Raw genomic sequence first — 22,260 nt, 5'->3', positions numbered from 1 at the left:
GAAGCCTCTTGTAGAACTGGTATCAGGATACTAGCAAGAATCCAAAGATTTTGGAACCTGGCCAGGAGCGCGAATTGTCAATCCTTATGTATACGGTCATGGCAAAAGACTTCTGAAAGTTGCTATACTTGTATCATCGCGATAAGAAAGGTATCCATGATGAAGACAATCAGGTTTGTGCAAAAAGCAGATGCTGCAAGGATTTTGGGTATATATGAACCCTATGTCAAGGAAACGGCGATTACCTTTGAATATGAAAGTCCTTCCTTGGCAGAGATGCAAAATCGCATCAAAAAAATATCAGCTGACTATCCCTATATCGTCTGTTTATTGGACGAGAAGATCATCGGCTACGCCTATGCGCACAGACAGATGGAAAGATCCGCCTACCAATGGAATGCGGAGCTCTCGGTCTATGTCGATGAAGACTATGTGCATTGTGGGGTGGGCAAGGCACTGTACGGCGCCCTTATCGAGATATTGAAATTGCAAAATATCCAAAATGTATACGCAGGTATCACGTCACCCAATGAAAATAGCGAAAGACTGCATGAGTATTTTGGGTTCAAGAAATTGGGCGAATACCATAACACGGGGTATAAATGCGGAGCTTGGCATACGGTAGCCTGGTTTGAAAAGACCCTTGGTGACTACACTCTCGATCCTGGACCTTTTGTATCGATCAAGGAGTTTGACAAGAGAATGCTTGGGAAAATTCTCGATCGTCACTGTACTATGGTCCATTTTGCTTGAATGCGGTGGAAAGAGATTCTGTAATTGCGTAAGGGTTTCTCCAAGAATATGTATTCAAACTTGAAAGATTTGCTTGCTTTTGCCAAGAGTCATTGTTGTTTTTCTTTGCGGAGTTCTCGGGGAGAAACGCCGAAATGGTGCTTGAATGCGGTGGAAAGAGCTGCTGGGGTGGAGAAACCGATCATCTCTGCAACCTCTGAGAATACCAAGTCCGTGTTCTCTATCAGAACCTTTGCTTGGTCCATCTTTATTGTCCTTACTCTTGCAGCAGGAGAGGTTTGATAGAGTTTCAGGCAAAGTCGGGTGAGGTGGGCTCGGCTGAGGTGCATTTCCTTGCATAGCTCGTCGATACCCCAGTTTCTCGATAAATTTGTCGAGACCTTTTGCCAAAGAAGCGAGAATTGTTTGCGATATCGAACAAAGTGATGTTCTTCTGACCATTCCAGTCCCCGTTTAAGTGTAATGAGAAAGAGCTGGCAATAAAGTTCCTGGGCTTTCGGGCTGTCCTGATCGAAATAATGATCTTCCAGGATAGCGGAAAGAAAGAAATCCTTTATGGTGTTTTGTTGAGATAATTCATAGACTTTCCAGTCATCAATGGCAGGAATGAACCAAGGGGAACTCTGATCGAAATTCATCCAGATGCTTTCCCATATATCAGGGCCATGGGTTTTTTCAAAATGTGCTTGTCCCGTAGCGCAAGAGAGAAAAGCCTTGCCTGGTTCGAGAAGAAAGGTTGTACCATCCTCCATGATGAATTCCCCGCACCCTGAAAGGCAGAGAACCAGAACATGGAATCCCCTGTTTGCTATTCGCTGGATCCAGAATTGCGAGTCAAGGAGGCAATAGGCTCCTTCAATGATTTTGGCAGAAGCATAGGGGGCTTTTGCCAGTAGGGGGGCTGTCAGGTATCGTTCCTTGCACCCCGGGGAGGCATGTACAATTTCTTTCTGGGCTTTCATGCTCTGTATATTAGCATTCACCAAAACCGGGATACAAGAATAAAATGAGTCAAAATGAAAAGTTTTCGATTCAATCAAGTATTGTGATGCCAATTCTTTATAAGTATGATAAAGAACAATAAGCTGTACTATAAATTGTTCTAAGTTCTTTATTTATAGTATGTTGTATTTTTTTGTATTAAAATAAGTTTTTTAGGATTATACGAATTCATTTACTGTTTCGCTGTGTTTCTGATAACACATTTGATAGATTTTGTTTTTATAAGGAAAGAGGGAAGTTATGTATCTTACTTTCCTCAATATGCAAGGAGCATGAAGTATGGACAATTTTCCGTATGACCATTGGCAGAAATACCAGACCCGTTCGGGAATGCCTGCTGATTTGGTGATTTCAGCGGTGCAAAAAGAGATCAGGAGAAATCATCCTGAGAATGCAGCCACTCTGGCTTATGAAATGTTGATTACCAGTGAAGAACTGGAGGAATATCTCTGGTTCAGGTTGAAGACCATCAGTGTAGAGGATGTTGGCTTTGGCAATCCCATGGCACCTGTGATTATCAATAGTCTGGACCAGATGCGCAAGACCATCAAGCAAAGTGGTGATCGCGGGCTTATGGCTATACATGCTGTACGGTATCTTTGTCAATCGGTCAAGGATCGTAGCAGCGATGAGATGTATTGCTGGATACAAAAAGAGTATGCAAAGGGTGCTCTTTGTCCTAGTATTCCAGATTATGCAGTGGATAAACATACGCTCAAAGGTCAGGAATCAGGGCGGAATGAAAAAGATTTCTATATGGAAGGTTCCAAGGTTGAACCTGAGTGGGAAGGGCGTGATCGTACCTATCGTGAACGATTGCTCGCAATGCTTAAGGAATCAGAGATCCAATAATCAAAATACGGTGCCGTCCTGTTGGGATTGGGCACCGTTTTGTTATAGGTGAGGAGTAAAAATGAAAAGAAAAGTGTTACTGATTTGTATGCTGGGAATCGGGCTGCTTTCTTCCGTGTTTGCCGGGGGGGCACAGGAAACGAAAGCCCAGAATGCCGAAAAAGTGGTCACCACGGCAACCCGTTCAACGTATGCCAATGAAAAATGGTATAATGACATGAATGCTGCCTTTACCGCGGAAACGGGTATCAAGGTCCAGGTAGAGGCTACACCTGGAACAGGAGACGATCATGTCACCAAAGTCAATATTGACTTGCTTGCCGGCGGTACCGTTGACGTCATTGAAACCCTCGGCCCCCGTGATTATGGTGCCCGACTTGATGCAGGGTTCTTCATGCCTTTGGGTAAAGCCCTTTCTGATAGAGGAATTGATGTAAAGTCCATCTGGGGCAAGTATATTGAATACCAGAAGGATGGTTCTTTCTACGCACTTCCCTACAAGCAGGAAATTTTTTGCATATTCTATAACAAGAAGGTTTTCGACCAAGCAGGGGTCGCCTATCCTAAAGCTCCCTGGACCTGGGATGATTATGTACGTATCGCCCAGGAGATTACCACAGCTTCCGATGGCAAAGCCTATGGTTCCTTCATGAATCTGGATACTCCTTGGTTGTATATGGTTGCCTCCCAGAAAGGAATTCCTTTTTATAAGGAGGACGGTAGTTGCAACTTCGACAATCCGGAGTTTGCCAAGTCTCTCAAATGGTATAAAATGCTGGGAAATGATCTCAAGGTACAGATGGGAGTCAAGGAATTGAAGGCCTCTGGGGCCGAGTGGAATTATTACGCAACCGTAGACAATCTTGGCATGTTCTTGCAAGGCAACTGGTATACCCGGCTATTGAACAGTCAAGAGGATTATCCCAAGGATTGGAAGTATGGAATCGTGGCAGTTCCTACAAGTGGTACGGCCGAGAGCATGAATAATTTCAATTCAATGGGGTACATCTCCATCAACAAGAATGCAATCCATCTTGACACCGCGCTTACGTATGCCGTTTGGCGTGCAGAGAACCAATGGAAGTTCGAAAGTGGCATTCCTGCCTTGGTCAACCTCAGCGCCGAAGAGCAAGATCAAATCTTCAAGGCCACCGCCGATGCTTCCAACCAGAGCATAACCACTGATGATTTGTATGTTGCCTTGATTGACAATGGCTTGAATGTCATTCCTTCGGATATCTGTGGTTCCGTCGGTGCGGAGTATAATAATATACTCAAGCAAGAAGCTGAATTGTATCTTATGGATCAACAGAGTCTTGAAGTCACTATCAAGAATATCTGCAGTCGGGTCAACGAAGCAATCAAGAATACGTAATAATCGTTTTCGCCTGTTCCATCGAGTGCCCGATTCGGGGCACTCGATGATGTTTCAACGAGAGGGAGCAATGCAAAGAAACCTTCGATACAAGCAAGAGACCTGGACGGCAGTGCGATTCATCTCTCCTTTCTTCCTATTCTTTATTATCTTCAAGTTTTATCCCCTGGTGTACGGGATAGTTGTCAGTTTCCTGGACAGGAATTCAATACGCAAGCTTAATTCCACTGTTTTTATGGGGATTACCAACTATGTGAGAGTACTCAGCTCCGCTACGGTTCGCCTTTCTTTCTTGCATACGCTTCAATATTCGGTGATTTATGTGTCCCTTACCATGATTCTCGCACTTCTTATGGCAGTTTTCCTCAACAAGAAATTTGTTGGCCGAACTGCGGTCCGTACCATGTTCTACATACCTTACGTTACGAATCTCATCGCGGTGGGTATTGTCTGGAAGTACCTGCTCAATCCGTTTGAAGGGCCAATAAACACCTTTTTGGGAAATCTCGGATTACGTGGGGATCGTATGCCCCAATGGCTTTCAGGTACTTCGATGGCATTGCCTACCACTGCCTTCATCAGTACCTGGGTTACTCTGGCTTTCAGTGTGATAACCTTGTTGGCTGCCTTGCAGGAAATTCCCGCTACTTTCTTTGAGGTTGCTGAAATAGAGGGAGTATCAAGAGCCCAAAGACTTCGTTACCTCATCCTTCCCGCGCTTAAGCCTACCTTGGGGTTCTTGCTGATGATGAATGTGATCAATTCCTTCAAGAATTATACCGTGGTGGTCGCCCTGACCAATGGGGGACCTGGCAATGCGACACGGGTAGCCTCTTTCCAGATTTACGAGGATGCCTTCCAGTATTATAAGTTCAGTTATTCTTCTGCGTATGCGGTGTTGCTTACCCTTTTTATCCTGTTGGTTACCTTGGTTTTGATGAAACTGAGGAAATGCTGGGAGGAGGATTGAATATGCCTGCCATAAAAAAGAAACAAAGATTCTTTACCCTTTGTATGTGGATCCTTGCCCTGTTGATGATCTATCCGTTCATTATGATGGTCGTTCTTTCCTTTAGGCCCCAGGGATTGGTCTATAAAGGCCTTCTCTATCCGATCAAGCCGATTGCATCCAATTTCCTGACAGTCCTTACCAATGAGTATTTTGGCTCCTGGTATCTGAATACGATAGTGACGGTAGTGCTTACGATTGTCCTGCGTCTGATAGTAACGCTTCCTGCAAGCTATGCTCTATCACGATTACGATTTCCGGGGCAACGTGTATTGATTCTTTTTTTCCTGGCTACCTATATGGTTCCTGCAGAAACCACCATGGTTCCACGCTATCTTTATTTCAAGAATATCGGACTGCTCGATAGTTTATGGTCAATTGTTCTGCCGGAGATGACAGAAATTCTATATCTAGTGCTTCTGATGGAGTTCTTCAGGGCTATTCCCAAGGATTTTTCCGAAGCCGGTTATATTGATGGGGCTTCCCATCGTCAGATTCTCACCAAGATTTTCATTCCTCTTGCTGGTCCGTCTCTGGCAACTGTCATCCTGTTTAGTTTCATCAATATTTGGAATAACTTCCTCGATCCGTATTTGTTCATCACGACGACCAGTCGGCAGCTCATTACTCCTGCGTTGAAGTATTTCCAGGAACGGGGAGGAGCAAATATTCCTGTTCAGATGGCCGGGGCAAACCTGGCAATCATCCCGGTAATCATACTGTTTACCTTTACGCAAAAGTATTTCGTGGCCGGAGTCTCGTCTTCCGGCATAAAAGGTTAGAGAGGAGAGCATAAATGAGTGAGTTCATGTCATATGATCCTTGGTCAAACATCAAGACCAGAAATGGAATCGCGGGAGATGAAATCATCTCCATGCTGCAGAAATCAATCAGGAGGGGTATGGAGCATAATGCGCTCTGTGCTGCCTATGAGATGTATATTACCAGTCCCCAATTCGAAGACAAGATGTGGAGACGGTTATTGGCAATCAGTGTAGAAGACATCGGGTTTGGCGACATTGGGGCTCCTGGGCTCATATATACTTTGTCAAACATCAGAAAGGAGTTTCTGTATACCGACGGGGACCGCCCGATGTTCTTCGTCCATGCAATCAGATATTTGTGCAAGCTTCCCAAGGAACGTAGCAGCGACAACGTAAAGAACATGCTTATCAAGGAGTTTGCCCATGGGAGAGGGGCGGAAGTGCCTGATTATGCCTATGATATGCATACGGTAAAGGGAAGGGAGATGGGACGGGATGAGGTTCAATTCCTTACCGAGGCGAGCAAGGTGATTCCCCAATTGGAAGGAGAGGATATAAAGCAAATCTTTCAGGAGTACCTTGCTTATTGCGAAAAAGAAAAGCAGGATGTTTCCCGGCCTGAAGTTCAACCCTTTGAGTACAATAGCTGGCAATTCTAGCAAATAGGCAATACAGTGCCATCCATCCCTTCTGTTTCGATTTCAAGCAGACTAAGGATGGTCGGGGCTTCATCTACCATGCGGGCTTGGTCCAGGACCAGGCTTTTTTTATTGCAAACAATAAACGGAGGTTCGGGTCCCGTATCAGAAAGATAGCCATGGTTCGCCATGGAGAAATCTTGGGGAGAGGGGTCGTCAAAGAGGATTGAATCCTTCTTGCCGAAGGCATAGCCATTGCCAGCTTCCAGGACAAAGGAAAATGGTCCATCGAGGTGAAAGACTTGAAAGTCCTTGCGATCCATGACGCTGGCAATGGCCATAGGATAGTCTTTTTGAATTTCAACAAGGGCTTCCTTGGCCTGTTGTTGATCGATGTTACGGATATGGATTTGGGAAGAGCAACCACAGGAGTAGCCAAAGATTTGCCAGTCTTGCGCATCATGGTAGTAGCCTCTTTCCTTTAGTAGTGCGTTGAGGTTGCATAGGGTATGGATATCTTTTTGTCCATGATCGCCCAGGAGAACAAAGGTTGTCTGCTCCAGAATTCCTGCTTCCTTGGTGGCTTCAAGGATTTTTCCCAGACATTCGTCAATAAAGACATACGCATGGGAAAGCCCTGTTGGAGAAGTGCCAAGTTGATGTTTCTGGTGATCCAGATAAGAGAGATGAGTGCATAGCAGGTCAGGTTTTGCCAGCTTGATGATGTCAGCGGTACAAGATGTGGCAAATAGGTCGAAACCAGGGGTGGTCATCCAGGTCAGCAAGTGCTTGTGTTTCTCGAAAATTGGTTTGGATAGAGGGGAGTCGACAGAATCAAAGATTGGCGTCGGGTCCTCCCCTGGATTCTTGGCCCAGATTTCCGCAATGAGGTAGTCGCTCGGAGCGCCGCCCATGACAGGCCAGCAAACGCAGCCACTTGTCAAACCCTTTTGCCGGATAATGTCGATCAAGGTTGGTCTTTTGATATCCTCATGATACCAATTCCACTTTCCTGTCCTATAGTCGGTGTTATGGAAGATACCTGTCTTGTCAGGATAACAGCCTGTCATGATAGTTGCATGACAGGGATAGGTAAAGCTGGGATAGGGACTGTGTACCTTCAAGGCTCCCGAAAACCCTTCAAGCAATTCTTTGCAGTGGGGTTGCGCAAAGAGTTCTTTCAAGTCTTCTGTGGATAAGGCATCTATGCTGATGACAAAAACATGGTTGTGCATATGCCCTAGTATAATGGATTTGCAGTTTGATACATACACCCATATCGGATATACAATCAAAAGGAATGGCTTTTATGGTAGGCAAATCCAATTGAGTTTGTCATGGGAATTGTTGATTGGAAATTGTACTGCCGGGAGATCTGAGCCGTAAATAACAGGAAGTTGCGACGGTTGGATACCTGTAATACTTTTATATTTAATGCTTGGAAACAATATTTGTACATATTGAGGGATGAAAAAAATCATAGGGGTTCATCAATGGTTTCATGATTTTGAAACTGAAAATAGTAAATCATTTAGGAATGTGAGTGACAAGAAAGATAATCTGAAAACGTCAGAGCCCCTAATTTTCTCTTTTTCTGAAGCATGGAAGCCCATATTGAATTTCCTTCAGTTTCAGAAATAAATTGCTGGTGAAAAGCTTCAACCATAATCATTCCTGTTGTCGTATGTTTTAACGTAAGTTCTTGGGTGTAGGCAAGGACATCAGATAAATTATTGCTTGCAACGATTCCTCCATTGGTTTTTGCCAAGGCAATTGCTGCTGCTTCTCCTTTGCCGATTATGGTGTGATTGTTTCCTGGTTGGGTTGTGAGTTTATCATATAATTCATATTCATCAGTTCCTACCATGATAGCTTTCTTGATGAATTGTTTGTTGTTTATCATTATATCGATTCTATTCCTCAATGCCCTGATCCTGGGGTTATTGAAAGATAATTCTGTATAAACTGGAGTAGGTAGTACGAGTCTTCCCGGGTACAATTTGTGCAATAGGCCCTCTTCTTCCACCCATAAAAAAGCAGATAGACAATCGGTATCGAAAAAAAGAGGATCAGTCAATGTTTTTCTCTCCCGTTTCCAAATCGTCTCCATATACAATGTCATCCCTGAAAGCTTCTAAAAGCAATTCTTCATATTTTCCGGAGGAGACCACATTCGAATTAAAGAGATCATCTGCCAGTTTTATATAATGTCCCAAGGTTGTTTTGTTCTTGTCCGTGGGAGTTGGTTTATAAAGGGAAACATCATAACCCAACTTTGCGGCAGATAAAATGACATTTCTCTTCATTGTTTCCGCTTCGGTTGCTTTGAGTTGTTTTTCTTCTAGCAAACGTATCAGCATGGCTTGCCTGCTGACACCAAAGTGCTGTTCCAATTCAACTACGTCGGCAACGGTAAGTTTTCGGTTTTCTTCCCCTCTTATTTTCATGATTTTATCGTAGAGTCCTGTTTGTGGCATAAGCAGATATGAAGCAAATATATCTGCTGAGCGTTCAATTTCATTGCCTTTGCCGATAGTGATTTGGCAAATTACCGATGAAGAACCTTCGTCATAATAATAATGGTATAACTCATGTGCAAGAGAAAATCTTTGACGCCCCAATGACATGCTGGAATTTACTGCAATAACGGAAGACTCATCCTCATGGAGAAAAACTCCGCTAATATTATTTCCCAATGGATAAAATACGATGGTTAGTTTTTTAATGCTTTGTACCAATGCAAAAATATCGATGGGAGAAGAACTATCCTCTTCCAGTCTTTTTCGTACGGCAGAGGCTTTGTTGCTAATGGACATTCTATCAATCATGCCTTGACACCTTTTGACAATTTTTCCATCTGTACTTGATTCAGCGCAATTTTGTTTATGATTGCCAATGCCTCTAGATCTTCTTTATCCAAGGCTGTAGTCCGGAAAGCAAATTCAATTGGCTTAATGCAATCATTGTTTGAAATAAGTGCAGAGATAGAACAGCAAAACAAGGCAGATAATGCATCAAGCATGTCTGAGCTGATCACCCGTTCCCCTGATTCGAATTTCGATACGAGGCTTTGATCTACATTGAGATACTCGGCAATATGTTTTTGTGTCAAACCAATTCTTTCGCGTGAGACTTTTAGTCTTTCTCCGATAATTTTCATATCGACAGCCATGGTATGTTACTCCTTCTATGTCAACTCCATCCATAGTATATCGTATTTTTGTCATAATTACAAATATAATAATATAAATAATTATGACAAACTCATGTTATATAAATCTATGTATAGCAGGCAAAGTAGGCCTGTGTTGACTACTTTTCCTTGATGCCAGCAGTTTATTTGCAAGTTGAATAATGAAATATTGGATTGAATCCGAAGTGTTTTATGTACCTGTGAAAACGACTTGCAGAATTAAGGTGATGTATTTGCTATTTTGCTGATTGTGGGATGATATAAAATCATATTTTAGATTGTCCCATTATTAAGGAGATTTTCAATGCCATATATCAATCGACATATCACCAAGGCCCTTGATCTCCTCTCTTCTTCTTTCCCGTAGAGATAAAGAAGACAGCTATGCCAAACAAGCAGGATGCATCAAATTTCTACATCATGGAAAGAATCAAGGGAAAGAAGATTGGTCCAAAGATCGTAATCTGTGGTTCTGATGCAGTAGGAATCCTGGGTAAGAATACTTTTTCTTTGCCGGTGAGTTATCTTTAGGAGTTATTTGTTTATGGTAGGAGGATCTTCCTTTGTCATTGTTTATAGCTGCCTTTCAAGGTTCCTCAGGCAAACAAATTCTTGAATACGACGGTCTGGACCTCGGCATCGCCTACACCCAGATAGAGCTTTGAGTTTCCATCCTTCTGTACACAACCACCAGGAAAGATGACATCCTGCAAGTCAGGACGTTTGGAAGGGCCTGGCAATAGATCCCTGCGTTCCAGGATGATCGAAGGTTCCTTCATTAATTTGCCCGTTGCCGGGTCAAGGGTGAACGTCATTGGATAATAATGACGTTCCATATCGGAAGAAAAACAGGCAATGTGTCCCAGTATTCCCAGCAAACCATTGGGCAGCACTTGCACCTGATTCACTCCTCCCCATTCGTCCTCGGCAAACAATCCCAGTAGGGGAGCCTGCTCAATTGCTTCGATCGAGAGTTCTTTGAGGGAATCCAGCACCATGAAACCAATCTGTCCCCTGCCGGCTCCCTGGGTTTTCTGTGGGCGAGAGAAAAGGGCGATCTTTCCGTTGGGCAAGGAACAGAACCGCAGATCCTTCATGCCCCTCGGTCCTGTGAAGAATGGTGTATTGATTGTAAGCTCGTCATAGTTCATAAATACCGTTTTCCAGCCTTGAACTTCTTTCTTGGAAGAAAAATCAACCTGGACACCACCAAGCAACAACGAGGTTCCCAAAGGTATCCAACAGGGATCCTGAAGAGGTAAGGAGGGTGAGCCAGGAATTCTTTTCCAGCAATCGCACGCCTTGTCCGGTTCAAATAACAGGATTCTGGAAACTTCGCTATTCCTGCATTCAACACGTGCAGGAAGCACAAATTCTCCGTCAAGAAGCAAAGGGTAGGCAGGATTATACACATCCTTACCTTCCTGTCCCTCAAAGGACAACCGCTTGTTATCAAAGAATTGTATACCCTTTGCCCGATAGGCTTTCAGCAATGCCTCTACTGTATAGTTCATGGATTTCTACTCCAGTATGGTTTCCAGGGGAATGTCAACACGACATACGCTGTTGTCCGCAGCTCCATAATATATCACGACATCCGGTCCTTCGAGAAATGCAGTACAAGGAAAGACGGTTTCTGCAAAGAATCCCGAGCGTTCATAGGTTTCCTCCGGGGTAAGGATCGGTTGGCTCGTCCGTGATAGAACTATGGAAGGATCATCCTTATCAAGAAGAAGAGCACCCATGGAATATCGTTGCTGTGCATCCACTCCATGATAGAGTACCAGCCAACCTTGGGGAACACGGAGAGGAGGAGCTCCTGCCCCTATTTTCCTGCTTTCCCATTCATTGCCTGTTTCGCATCCGCATAGCGGAGTATGATTGCCCCAATGCAGCAAATCAGGTGAATCGGCAATCCATATATCAGAATCTCCGATGGTTCCCTCAAGGCTCGGTCGGTGCAAAAGGTAATACCTTCCGTTGATTTTCTCGGGAAAGAGTACTGCATCCTTGTTTGGTGGCGGCAAAATCATTCCCATCCGTTCAAAGACTTGGAAATCCTTGGTGGAAGCCAGGGAAACCCCGACTCCATGGCTGCTTACCGAGGAATAGGTAAGGTAGAGGCAATCTTCAAGAGAGGTTACCCTGGGATCTTCCATACCCCATTCCTCAAGGAGGGGATTAGGCATCATACAGGGTTTCTCACCAATCGAAAAATGGACCCCGTCTTCTGAAACGGCAAGTCTGAAGCTGGAGAGACTGGTCAGGGCTATGACTTTTCCGTTCATTTTATTCTTTACTATTCGATTATCGGAAAAATCCAGCTCAGGATTGTTCAGCTTGAAAGACTGGGAGGCAAGCTTTCCTTCTGGCCCTATATACGGGACAGTCAGGTTGTCAGGAAGCGGTGAGTCGAGGATTTCCGCCGTTCGACAAACCAGATAGGTCTTGCCGTTCAGTCGGGTTCCTCCACAATTGAATATTCCCACGACCTGCATGTTTGGTGTGGTAGGGGTTACTTCATCGATAGTTATGACAGGGTTTTCCCTACATCTACGAATGGTCTTGTTATACATGATTGCTCCTTGCCAGGGCACGGAGCATTGTCTGTGCCTTTGGAATTAGAATTGCTAGTTGAATGCTATTTGAATTGCATTGTAATTCCTTGCTTGAAGTACTTCGAAAAAGCAAGGAACAGGATAAGGACAGGGAATGTAAGGATTACGGAAGCCGCATATAACGGACCGGGAAGATTGCCCATGGGTTTAAATTGGGTCGTAATGAGTACATTGAGGGTTTGCATTTGTATAGAGGGTGCCATCAACATATCCCACATCAGTTCTGACCACCTTCCTAAGAAGATCGATAGGAATACGATGACCGAAATAGTCCTGCAGATAGGGAATGCAATAGTGAAAGCGATACGCACTTCACTGGCCCCGTCGATTCTGGCTGATTCAAAGATAGAAGTTGAAAGGGTCTTGAAATAGTTATAGTACATCAATACGCCCCATAGGGAGACCGTATAGGGAATAATCAGGCCCAGGTAGTTGTTGACCAGCGGTCTGAGGAGCATGTACTGGGGTACCAGCAGGATTATGGTCGGGAAGAACATCTGGAACAGAAGCAAATTATAAATGGTCTTTGCCCCGTTGAACCTGATTTTGGTCATGGCATAGGCGATCAACAGTCCAGTTACCAATGAAACCGTAGTCGAGACGGTGCTGACGAAGATAGAATTGAACATTGATCGAATCCACATCATGCGGTTATCAGCTCCCCCGTTGGTCATCAGGTACTTGTAACTGTCCGCTACCAAATGGTGGGGAACCATGCTTGCATCGACTTCTGTCCAGGGTGTGAACGATTGGAGGAGAATATAGTAGTAGGGGAAGAGCGATATAAAGGCCAGGACCAAGGCAATGACCAATGCAATTCTCATACTTTTTCGTTTTTGTCTATTCATCGTATTTCCTCCCTATTCCATGGTTTCCACGTAACGGTTTGTTATGGCTATGACGATACGTAACGTAACAAAGATACAAATCCCGAGCAGGATGGCAATCATGGCCCCATAGCCGGATTTGAAACTGACAAATGAGGTGTTGTACAGCAGTAATTGCCAGGACAAGGTTGATTTTGCCGGGCCTCCACCTGTAAGCAGGTAGGGCTCGGTAAAGATGCTGTACACCAAGCCAGTGGCGAGGATGATGACACTCTGCATGGAAGTGGTGATCATCGGTATCACGATTTTCCAAAACCGCTTGAAGCCACTTGCCCCGTCTATTTCGGCGGCTTCCAGGATTTCTTGCTGGATGGCTTCATAGGAGGCGAAAAGAAATAGGGAGTAGTATCCGGAGACCTTCCATATGATAATTACCACAATGACCCAGAAGGCTACCGCCGGGTCGGTGAACCAACCAATGTTCAAGTTCCAGCTGGTGCGAAGATAGGTGTTGAATGCCGAGCTATAACTGAAGAAATAACGAACAAATACAGAGGTTGCGACTCCTGAGGTAAGAAACGGTACGAAAAAAATAACCGAGAAAATACCTTTGAATCGTGCAGGTAGATTGTGCAATACCGCGGCGATGCCTATCGAGAATATGCAAACAAGCGGTACAATCGCCACAAGATATTTCAATCCATTGAAAAATACCTTGTGCACGTTCGGATCGGAAACCGCTTTTTTAAGATTGTCGAGGCCAATCCAATTCCAGGAAAGTGCCATCAGGTTCCAGTCTGTACCGGCCAACCAGAATGCCCAGACCAAAGGTACGGCAAACAGGATGATCGCATAGAGTAGATACGGGGTGACGAAGGCCCACCCCGTTGTATTTTCTTTGCCATGGAACTTTCTTTTCATTTTGGAACGACCTCTTCAACCATTTGTTGATATCCTTATTGCAGGGAACCTGCGGCCTTCATATCTTCCATTGCCTTCTGTACATATGTTGTGGCATCGGGAGCGGTGAATGGCTTGAGGGTGGCAGTTTTCAGGATATAGGCACAAAGTCCATTTTCACCCAAGGCGGTAAGGATGTCCGACATTGAACCATTTGCCATTGCCGGGATCGAATTGGGAATGAGCTTTGCCTGATCTTGAAGAATCTGCTTGCCGGCGATGTACTCAGACAGGATCGGGTTGGTGGTTGTATCCCCACGCATCGGAAGCATCCCGGTGGTCTTGAACCAATCGAGATCGGTCTGGGCGTTGCGTTGTTGCGAATAGACCCAGGATATGAAAGCTATGGCACCTTTGTGCATTTCTTCCGTTACGTTACCACCTTTGTAAAAGACAATGCCTTTTGCATCAGCAAAGGTGTAGGGGGTATCACCCTTTTTCAGAACGATTGGTGGCCCGTAGATATAGTCACCGTCAAGTCCGTACTTCATACCTGCGGCATCGTATTTTGATACATCCCAGGGAGCAGTGATCTGCACGACATACGGTACATCTGTTTTTTCGAAAGCTGTGGTATCCTCAGCCATCTGGATGGTATCGCCAAACATACCCAAGAATTCGAAGACTTGTTTTGCTGCTTGAGGATCCATTGTCAGTTTATTACCTGTCACCAGACTTTTCCCCTGGGAAAAGGCATCGTACTGCATCTCGAAGTCATACCAACGATTCCACCATAATTCAGGGCGTCCGAGTTCGGAACGAAGGAATACATGGCTGATTCCCAGCTCTTTCATACGGGTATCCTTGAGTTTCTCGAAATTTACCAACAAGGTCTTTATATCGTCCACGGTTGTCGGGACACGGTCGGCGAATCCCAATTCCCTGAGAGCCTTGGAATTCCAATGGTACCCCATGGCATTGGCATAGATGGGAATTACATATTGTTTACCATCGATCTGCCAACCGGGTATGATGCTCTCCATATTTCTCGCAGTTATGATGTCCTTGAAGAACTGGTCGTCCTGCAAGTCATAGATACGACCTGAGGCAACCAGGGTAGAAGCAAATCCCCTGTTGATATTCGTGGAGAGGGCGGGTGCAGTATTGGTTGCCAAAGCATTCTGGATCCCTGCTTCCGAAGATGGGGTTTCCGGCATCATTTGTACTTTGACTTGTACTGTTTTGCCATCAACTTGAATGTTTGCTGCATTGAACTGCTGGACGATGGCATCCCAGAAGTTATATTGACCTTGGTTTGGAGCAGTGGAAAAATTTACTGTCACTGATTTTTGTGAAGCTGAAGAGGTTTCAGAATTTCCGTTGGCATAGGCCATGCTTCCAAGGGTGGCAAGTGCCACTACCCATATAAGCATTTTTTTCATAGATATCTCCTTTTGTTCGATACATAGAATTGCTTTACATATTAGTTATATATCTACTTTACACTTCTGTCAAATATTATATTTGTAACGTTAAATATTACGTTACAAAATACTTGATGGAGTAATTTCCGATAGAAATAGGCATGTTCTTGTATTGCATTATTGAAGGAGTTTACCAGTATCGGCAGGTCTGTTCAGCTGAATAATGAAAAAATAACTTTATATATTTAAATATGATATAAGAATATGAAGGACAGTGGAAGCATTTGTATGAAAAGCTTTTGGAAAATACAGGAAATGAGTTTGTTGTCTGTTTTTCCAAACAATTGATATGTTTCTAGGTAAGGGGCGTAGGCCATGAGAAATTGTGACTGAAATCCATTTTGTAACGTTACAAATCTACGTTACTATGGTATAGTAACCACCAGGAGTGGATTGTCATGGGGAAAAAAGCTACGCTTGAACAGATTGCACAGCAGGTTGGGACTAGCAAGATAACGGTTTCCCGTGCCTTGAAAGGACAGAGCGGTGTAGGGGATGACCTTCGGCAACAAATCTGGCAGGTCGCTTCCTCCCTTGGCTATGAGCATCAGCGACTCAGATCGAATGGACGTAAGTTGCATATTGCCTTTCTGGTTCCCAAGCGATTCTATTTGATTACCGATTCTTTCTATCATGTCATCTACTATCATTTGAATATTCTTTGCAATGAGCAAGATTTGGATCTGTCTCTTTTCATTATGGAAAAAGATGATGAGGAACAGGGACGCCTGGTTGATGGCATTGAAGCTTGTGACGGTATTATCGTGGGAGGGGAAGTCTCCCGGATGGCCATGCAGGCCGTTACAAAGACGGCAAGACCCTATGTCGTGGTGGATTACGATCCGATGGATGATCATTCTGATTGTGTTATCATCGATAATTACCGTATTGGTGCAGTATTGGCTGAATATCTTTACCAGAGAGGCTATGGTCGAATTGGATTCGTAGGTTCCTTGACGCAATCATCCAATATTGCCGATAGAATCCTGGGATATCGTAAGATACTATATACAAAGCATCTTACCCTGCAGGATGAATGGCTTGTGGATAATTACGACAAGGATACGGATAATTACCTGCTCGATATCCGATTGCCGGACCCGTTGCCGGAGGCTTTTATCTGTCAATGCGACAGGGCTGCCTACTATTTTATGGAACGGCTGAAAAGTCGGGGAGTTCAGATTCCCTCGCAAGTGGCTATCGTCAGCATTGATAACACGGAGATGGCTGCTTCAACGACTCCCTCCTTGACCAGTATGAGCATCGATAAGCGACTGTTTGCCATCGAGGCCCTCACGCTTTTACAGGAACGACGTCAGGGACGAACCCAAGTCAAGCGAATCTATCTGGACGCCCAACTTGTGGAGCGGGATTCTGCGCCGAAAAAAGAACGGAAATAAATGTTGTTACCCAGCAGAATAACAGGGAAGCTGCGAGTAAGGTTATTCCCTTTTGAAGGATTTCAATAGGTTGTATCTTTATATTTTGATACTGACCAAGCTTTTTGAATTTTTGTACATTGATGTCTTGAAAAGCTTGGGGTATTCGAAAACCAGTGACGGGGAAAAGATGTCCAAGATAGACCTGGTTTTGTTTGCAGGTGAATAGTTTTTTTGGTCTCGCTTACCGAAAGCTTGTTTTTTGTACCCTGGTCGTAAGCTTGGCGACGGTGTCCAAGGTCTCCGTATATGTCGGCATGTTTGGCTTCAGGCATATGGTGATACTGTAGCGATACTTTTGACAGAGCTCCTGGAAGTTGCCCCAGTTGCAATTCTTTTTCATCCCTATCCTTTGTACTGTAGTAAAATCAGGCATTTTTTTTACTTTTTATCATTTTCAGAAAAAGTCAGTCTGTATTTGACGTAAACATTAATTGCGTTTATCATGATATATGTTAAATAGGAGTTGTTTAAAATGGAACATGATATTTACATACAACGAACTCTTGCACTGAAAGAGAAGCTCGAGTCCAAGTCGCAATTTCTTCTGGGACCCCGGATGACAGGGAAAACTTCCTATATACGTAATGAATTGAAGGATATGGTTAGCCTTGGCTGGAACCTGCTTGACGGTAGGCTTCGCATGAGGGTTCTTTCCGATCCTGGATTGCTTCATGAAGAGATTGAAGCGCGTGATTTACATGATTGCATCGTGGTGATTGATGAAATCCAGAAAGCACCGCTGTTGCTGGAGGAAGTGCACCTTCTCATTGAGGAGAGGAATATCAGGTTCCTACTTACTGGTTCAAGTGCAAGAAAACTTCGCTCAGGCGGTGTTAATCTTTTGGGAGGAAGGGCAGGTCATGTCACCATGCATCCCTTGGTTTACCCGGAGATACAGGAAACCGGCTATTCCTTGGAAAGAATTTTCGAGTCAGGACTGTTGCCGGCATGTTTTTGCGCAGACAACCCATCTGAGGCTCTTGGCGATTATGTCGACTTATATTTGAACGAAGAGATACAGGCCGAAGGTGTGACCAGAAAATTACCTCATTTCTTTCGATTCCTGGAAATGGCTGCATTATCAAATACGGAGATGCTCAACTTTACCAATATAGCCAGCGATGTGGGGGTTACCCGACAGGCTGTTTCCGACTGGTATCAGGTTCTCATCGACACGCTCATAGGGTATGAGCTTCCATCCTTCAAGAAAGGGAAAAAGAGAAAGACCTATGGGATTTCGAAGTTCTACTTCTTTGATCTTGGAGTTGCCAGGGCCTTGCAGAATGCCCCTGTTCCGACTGTAACCCAGACCGAATATGGAAATTTTTTTGAGCACTATATGTTCATGGAACTCAGGGCTTATCTTGATTATGTCCAAAGCAAGTTGGTGCTGAGTTATTGGAGGACTACAAGTGATTTCGAGGTTGACTTCGTAATAGGAGAAAGAATAGCTATAGAGACAAAGACTACAAAAAAAACAGATGCCAGGGATTACAGGGGATTGAAGGCTTTCATGGAGGAAGGGATATGTAGCAAATATCTTTTGGTATGCTGTGAGGAACGTCCAAGAAAGCTGGAAAATGGTATTGAAGTCATGCCTTGGAAGTATTTCCTGGATCTTCTCTGGAGTGGAAAAATCCTCTAGACCCAGATTTTTGTCATGATAATCTGATCTCTATATCCTGAGGCTGTGGAGGACTTTCTTGCCTTGCATTCGGTAAGCAATTTCCCATGATGAAGAATGCCCGTTAAAATTGGATGGAAGAATAGGTATAATGTTTACTGATGTAGATGATTCGAAAAATATTGGGGCCAGTTTTTACTGATCCCAATAGAGAACCCGGAGGTTTCGCTCCGGGTTGGTACGTTTACAATAATCCGATTTCCCTGTAGTAGCGTGCAGCCCCTTCGTGAAGAGGAAGTCCCGCAAGATCCTTGACGGCGTCTTTCGAGTTTACCTTCTTCAGCGGTGCCTGGGTAGCTTTCAGTTCATCGAAATTCTCCCAGAAAGTTTTGGTCAGTTCATATACGACGTCTGCATCAACCCTGGCATCGGTACAGATGGTAAGTTTGATAGCTGAGGTAAGCACATCGCTGTCCTGTTTGGGATAGGTTCCCGCAGGTATTGTATAGGCACCATACCAGGGATATTTTTCCTTGAGCTTTGCAATAAGGCTTTCATCGATATTGAGCAATTTTCCTCCTGCAGTGGAGAGCATCTCGGTTACTGCGGCATTCGGGATTCCTGCCATGATCCAAGCTCCGTCGAGCTGTTTGTTGCGCATGAGGTCGATGGCTTCGGTAAAGCCGACATACTGTACTTTCAGTCCATCTGGATAATCGATGCCACTGGTCTTGAGGTGAATGCTGGTTTCAACTTCAGTAGTTGATCCAGGGGCTCCTGAGGCGAAACGCTTGCCGGCCAAGTCTGCAAGTGAGTTGATACCACTGCTGTCGGTTACCACAACCTGATTTGGATTGGAGTAGAGGCCGATCATAACCCTGAGGTTGGGGTTTGCCCTTCCCTCGAAAGACCCGATTCCATTATAGGATTCATACATGATGGAAGTCACGGCCACGCCAAGTTGGGCTTCTCCGTCAGCAATCATGTTGAGGTTTGCAATTCCTCCTGCGCTGGCTTGGGCACTGGCGCGCACATTTGGAAGCTTGGTGTTCCATAGGTTGCACATTGCAGCCCCGAGGGGGTATACGGCCCCTGTGGTTGCCGCGGTCGGGAAGTTGATTACCGTCTTTTGCGATTTTGCACCGGATTCCTGCGTTCCTGCCGCGAACAACGTAACAGGAATCAAGAGCGCGACGAGCAATAGAAGTACTCTGGATTTTTTCATGTTTTTTCTCCTTGCCTAGTGTTTTTTTTCTGCATGTATTGGATGAAAATGATAGTTGCGGAAATGAGCAATGCAATGATATCGGTAACGAGGTTTGTTGCGATGAACAACAACCCGGCGATAACAATCAAGATTCTTTCAAGGATGTTGAGTTTTGCGAACAGGTAACCCTGCAACCCTGCGGATAAGGCAATGACCCCGATTGATGAGGTCAGGATTGCCCTGAGTGTTAGCCAGAGAGGAGTGCCTGCGACTGTACCCAGTAAAAGGATGGGATTATTCAAAAAGAAGAAGGGCAGGATGAATCCAGTCAGTCCCAGTTTGACCGCTATGAGACTCGTTTTTGTCTGATCCGAGTCTGCTATTCCGCTGGCAACATAACTACTCATTGCCACTGGGGGAGTGATGTTGGAAAGGCAGGCATAGATAAGGCAGAACATGTGGGCTGCCATGGGAATGGCCCCGGCCTGTATCAAGACAGGTACGGCGACGGTGGAGACAATGACATAGGCCGCAACCCCGGGAACACCCATGCCCAGGACTATGCTCATGAGCATGACCATGAAACCACCGAGATAGAGTTGCCCGTCACCGACAACTCTCAGCATGATATAGCCGAAGTTCAACCCTAGGCCGGTAAGGGAAACCGTACCGATTATCACGCCGATGAGTGCACAACTCATACCAACGGTGATGGCTGAACGGGAGCCCTCGACTGTAGCCTGGACAATGATTGACCAGGTCATTCTCGTCTCTTTTCTGAGCCAAGAGGCGAATATCGTGGCAAAGATTGAGACTACTGCCGCAAAGAGGGGAGTAAAACCAAAACAAAGTAGGGTGATGAGAACTACCAGGGGAATGACCAAATGCCCTTGTTTCTTGATTACCTGCTTTGCTATCGGGATATTCTCCTTGCTCAGGCCTGAAAGGCCAAGGCGTTTGGCTTCAAAGTGAACTGCAAAGAGGAGTGTAAGGTAGTAGAGAAAAGCTGGGATGCAGGCAGCCAGCAATACGGTTGTGTAGCTTACTCCCATGAATTCAGCCATCACGAAGCCTACGGCACCCATGATCGGGGGCGCAAATTGCCCTCCGGTTGAGGCAACTGCCTCGACTGCCGCGGCGAATTCTTTTTTGTATCCGGTTTTCTTCATCATCGGAATTGTGATGGTGCCTGTAGTGGCAACATTGGCAATTGCCGATCCGTTGATCATCCCCAACAGTGCACTGGCGAGAACGGCAACCTTAGCCGGTCCTCCGGCAGTTCTCCCCACCAAGGTCAGGGCAAGGTCATTGATGAACTGGCTGAAGCCACTGTATTTCAGATAGGAACCGAAGAGCACAAAGAGAAAGATGTAGGTTGCACTGACTCCGATACCTACGCCAAAAATTCCTTGGCTGCCCCAAATCATATGGTTGAGGACTCTCTTGAGGCTGAAACCGACATGCCCCAATTCTCCGGGGATGAATTTTCCTAAAAAATTGTACAGCAAAAAGATCAGGCCAAGGATTGCCAGGTTCTTGCAGGCACGTCGGGCTCCCTCAAAGAGGAGGATGAGCACGACTGCAGCGATTACCAAATCGAGTGTCAGCAAATACCCTCCGCGTTTGGCTATTACTGTGTAATTTTTCAAAAGATAGGCAAAGGTAAAGATGGTCAATGATAAAAGAATGATGTCCCAAACCGGAGGAAGGGTGCGAGAGAGTTTCTCCTTTCTATAGGTCGGGAATAATAAAAAGGTAAAGCTCAAAAGGGCAAAAAGATGCCAGGTACGCAAGGTCATCACATCGATTGTTCCGAGGGTGTTTGCGTAGATCTGGAAAATTGCCCATATCATGAAGAGGACAGTCACAGCCTGTCCAAGCGGTCCGGTATAGGTGCGTAATTTGCTATCGGGTTCTTTTTCTCCCAAGAGTTCCTGAGCCTTGATCTCTTCTTCCGTCAACAAGGCTTGTGTGTGTTGTTCCATGAATACTACCCCAAAAGTTTACTCCAATCTATTGGGTGTTCAGCCTTTTGTCAATTTAGATATACGGTGTTTTGTATATTTATGAGAATGTCATACTAAATCTGATGGAAATAGTGTCCATATCCTATGATACATGATTTTCCGATCCTAAATAGTGTAGCTAACCTTTCAAGGTTTCTTTGTGATTTGAGAAGACGAGTGTTTGATAGGGAGCCTGGTTGTCGGAGGAGTTTCATGCCATCAAACGCGTTTTTAGAAGTTTCATTAGGTTATACTGCTTAATTATGACACCAGCCAAGTTTCTTGACTTTTCTGTACGGAATTAGCTTGAAAAGCTTGGTTCCAGTTATATGGCATTGGTGTTGATGAACCATTCTTCCTAAATGTGGTTTCAAATTAGGGTGTTTAATAGATTCCCAGGAAAATGCTGGTTTTTCAATTGTTTCCACAGAGAAAAATACTTTTTGAAGCGTAGTAGGTAATATTTGAGTAGGGTAATAGTAATCGGATTTGCGGGTTTTTCGGTTTTCGCCCTCTCTCCAGGAGCGTCTTGGGAAAATGTGTAAAATGATTAACATTGTATGTTA

General features: G+C 44.7%; 20 protein-coding genes. 8 read left to right on the top strand and 12 right to left on the bottom strand.

The features are described 5' to 3' along the window. Positions 1-156: 156 nt before the first annotated feature. Complete coding sequence (locus ACHZBG_RS12190) at positions 157-753, top strand: N-acetyltransferase family protein (protein WP_320129733.1); 597 nt, start codon at positions 157-159, stop codon at positions 751-753. 89 nt (positions 754-842) lie between these two features. Here the strand turns inward: ACHZBG_RS12190 and ACHZBG_RS12185 are convergent, their stop codons facing one another. Beyond that, positions 843-1,715, bottom strand: coding sequence for an AraC family transcriptional regulator (locus ACHZBG_RS12185; protein WP_320129732.1), 873 nt, complete (start codon positions 1,713-1,715; stop codon positions 843-845). Between the two features lie 319 nt (positions 1,716-2,034). Here ACHZBG_RS12185 and ACHZBG_RS12180 point away from each other — a divergent pair, with 319 nt between their 5' ends. From ACHZBG_RS12180 to ACHZBG_RS12160, 5 genes are all read left to right on the top strand, one after another. Continuing rightward, positions 2,035-2,607, top strand: coding sequence for a hypothetical protein (locus ACHZBG_RS12180; protein WP_320129731.1), 573 nt, complete (start codon positions 2,035-2,037; stop codon positions 2,605-2,607). A 61-nt stretch (positions 2,608-2,668) separates the two neighbouring features. Then, positions 2,669-3,982 (top strand): extracellular solute-binding protein, encoded by a 1,314-nt coding sequence (locus ACHZBG_RS12175; protein ID WP_320129730.1) that lies wholly within the window; start codon positions 2,669-2,671, stop codon positions 3,980-3,982. Between the two features lie 70 nt (positions 3,983-4,052). Then, entirely contained in the window at positions 4,053-4,952 is a 900-nt protein-coding gene (locus ACHZBG_RS12170; RefSeq protein WP_320129729.1) for a sugar ABC transporter permease, read from the top strand. 2 nt (positions 4,953-4,954) lie between these two features. Continuing rightward, the gene (locus ACHZBG_RS12165; RefSeq protein WP_320129728.1) at positions 4,955-5,773 is read left to right on the top strand and encodes a carbohydrate ABC transporter permease; all 819 of its coding nucleotides are present in this window, start codon (positions 4,955-4,957) and stop codon (positions 5,771-5,773) included. Positions 5,774-5,787: 14 nt separating this feature from the next. Further along, positions 5,788-6,414, top strand: a complete 627-nt coding sequence (locus ACHZBG_RS12160; RefSeq protein ID WP_320129727.1) for a hypothetical protein — start codon at positions 5,788-5,790, stop codon at positions 6,412-6,414. Here the strand turns inward: ACHZBG_RS12160 and ACHZBG_RS12155 are convergent. The 9 genes from ACHZBG_RS12155 to ACHZBG_RS12115 all read right to left on the bottom strand — a co-directional run bounded on the left by ACHZBG_RS12155 (position 6,411) and on the right by ACHZBG_RS12115 (position 15,373). Continuing rightward, complete coding sequence (locus tag ACHZBG_RS12155; RefSeq protein ID WP_320129726.1) at positions 6,411-7,628, bottom strand: alkaline phosphatase family protein; 1,218 nt, start codon at positions 7,626-7,628, stop codon at positions 6,411-6,413. The genes ACHZBG_RS12160 and ACHZBG_RS12155 overlap by 4 nt on opposite strands. Before the next feature lie 296 nt (positions 7,629-7,924). Then, positions 7,925-8,296 carry a hypothetical protein gene (locus tag ACHZBG_RS12150; protein WP_320129725.1) on the bottom strand — a complete coding sequence of 124 codons (372 nt, stop codon included), beginning with the start codon at positions 8,294-8,296 and terminating at the stop codon, positions 7,925-7,927. Positions 8,297-8,462: 166 nt separating this feature from the next. After that, positions 8,463-9,221 carry an ImmA/IrrE family metallo-endopeptidase gene (locus tag ACHZBG_RS12145; RefSeq protein WP_320129724.1) on the bottom strand — a complete coding sequence of 253 codons (759 nt, stop codon included), beginning with the start codon at positions 9,219-9,221 and terminating at the stop codon, positions 8,463-8,465. Next, positions 9,218-9,565, bottom strand: coding sequence for a helix-turn-helix transcriptional regulator (locus tag ACHZBG_RS12140; protein WP_320129723.1), 348 nt, complete (start codon positions 9,563-9,565; stop codon positions 9,218-9,220). Before ACHZBG_RS12140 ends, ACHZBG_RS12145 begins: the two co-directional genes overlap by 4 nt. A 617-nt stretch (positions 9,566-10,182) precedes the next feature. Then, entirely contained in the window at positions 10,183-11,100 is a 918-nt protein-coding gene (locus tag ACHZBG_RS12135; RefSeq protein WP_320129721.1) for a DUF1861 family protein, read from the bottom strand. 6 nt (positions 11,101-11,106) lie between these two features. Further along, positions 11,107-12,162, bottom strand: a complete 1,056-nt coding sequence (locus ACHZBG_RS12130) for a glycoside hydrolase family 130 protein (RefSeq protein WP_320129720.1) — start codon at positions 12,160-12,162, stop codon at positions 11,107-11,109. 65 nt (positions 12,163-12,227) lie between these two features. Further along, positions 12,228-13,052, bottom strand: a complete 825-nt coding sequence (locus ACHZBG_RS12125) for a carbohydrate ABC transporter permease (protein WP_320129719.1) — start codon at positions 13,050-13,052, stop codon at positions 12,228-12,230. Between the two features lie 12 nt (positions 13,053-13,064). After that, a complete protein-coding gene (locus tag ACHZBG_RS12120) occupies positions 13,065-13,952 on the bottom strand; it encodes a sugar ABC transporter permease (protein WP_320129718.1) in 888 nt (295 codons plus the stop codon). A 35-nt stretch (positions 13,953-13,987) separates the two neighbouring features. Beyond that, positions 13,988-15,373: an ABC transporter substrate-binding protein gene (locus tag ACHZBG_RS12115; protein WP_320129717.1), complete on the bottom strand. Its 1,386-nt coding sequence runs from the start codon at positions 15,371-15,373 to the stop codon at positions 13,988-13,990. A 440-nt stretch (positions 15,374-15,813) separates the two neighbouring features. On the opposite strand from ACHZBG_RS12115, the gene ACHZBG_RS12110 reads away from it, so the two are divergent. Continuing rightward, positions 15,814-16,815: a LacI family DNA-binding transcriptional regulator gene (locus ACHZBG_RS12110; RefSeq protein ID WP_320129716.1), complete on the top strand. Its 1,002-nt coding sequence runs from the start codon at positions 15,814-15,816 to the stop codon at positions 16,813-16,815. A 514-nt stretch (positions 16,816-17,329) separates the two neighbouring features. Continuing rightward, positions 17,330-18,502, top strand: a complete 1,173-nt coding sequence (locus ACHZBG_RS12105) for a DUF4143 domain-containing protein (protein WP_320129715.1) — start codon at positions 17,330-17,332, stop codon at positions 18,500-18,502. 223 nt (positions 18,503-18,725) lie between these two features. On the opposite strand, the gene ACHZBG_RS12100 is transcribed toward ACHZBG_RS12105, so the two are convergent. Together ACHZBG_RS12100 and ACHZBG_RS12095 are read right to left on the bottom strand one after the other, a co-directional pair. Beyond that, a complete protein-coding gene (locus tag ACHZBG_RS12100; protein WP_320129714.1) occupies positions 18,726-19,706 on the bottom strand; it encodes a TAXI family TRAP transporter solute-binding subunit in 981 nt (326 codons plus the stop codon). Beyond that, entirely contained in the window at positions 19,703-21,673 is a 1,971-nt protein-coding gene (locus ACHZBG_RS12095; RefSeq protein WP_320129713.1) for a TRAP transporter permease, read from the bottom strand. Before ACHZBG_RS12095 ends, ACHZBG_RS12100 begins: the two co-directional genes overlap by 4 nt. Positions 21,674-22,260: the final 587 nt, after the last annotated feature.

Origin of the sequence: uncultured Sphaerochaeta sp. (assembly GCF_963676625.2) — a bacterium.
Taxonomy (GTDB): Bacteria; Spirochaetota; Spirochaetia; order Sphaerochaetales; family Sphaerochaetaceae; genus Sphaerochaeta.
The sequence above is the reverse complement of the archived record's forward strand: the minus strand, read 5'-3'. Positions and strand labels throughout refer to the sequence as shown.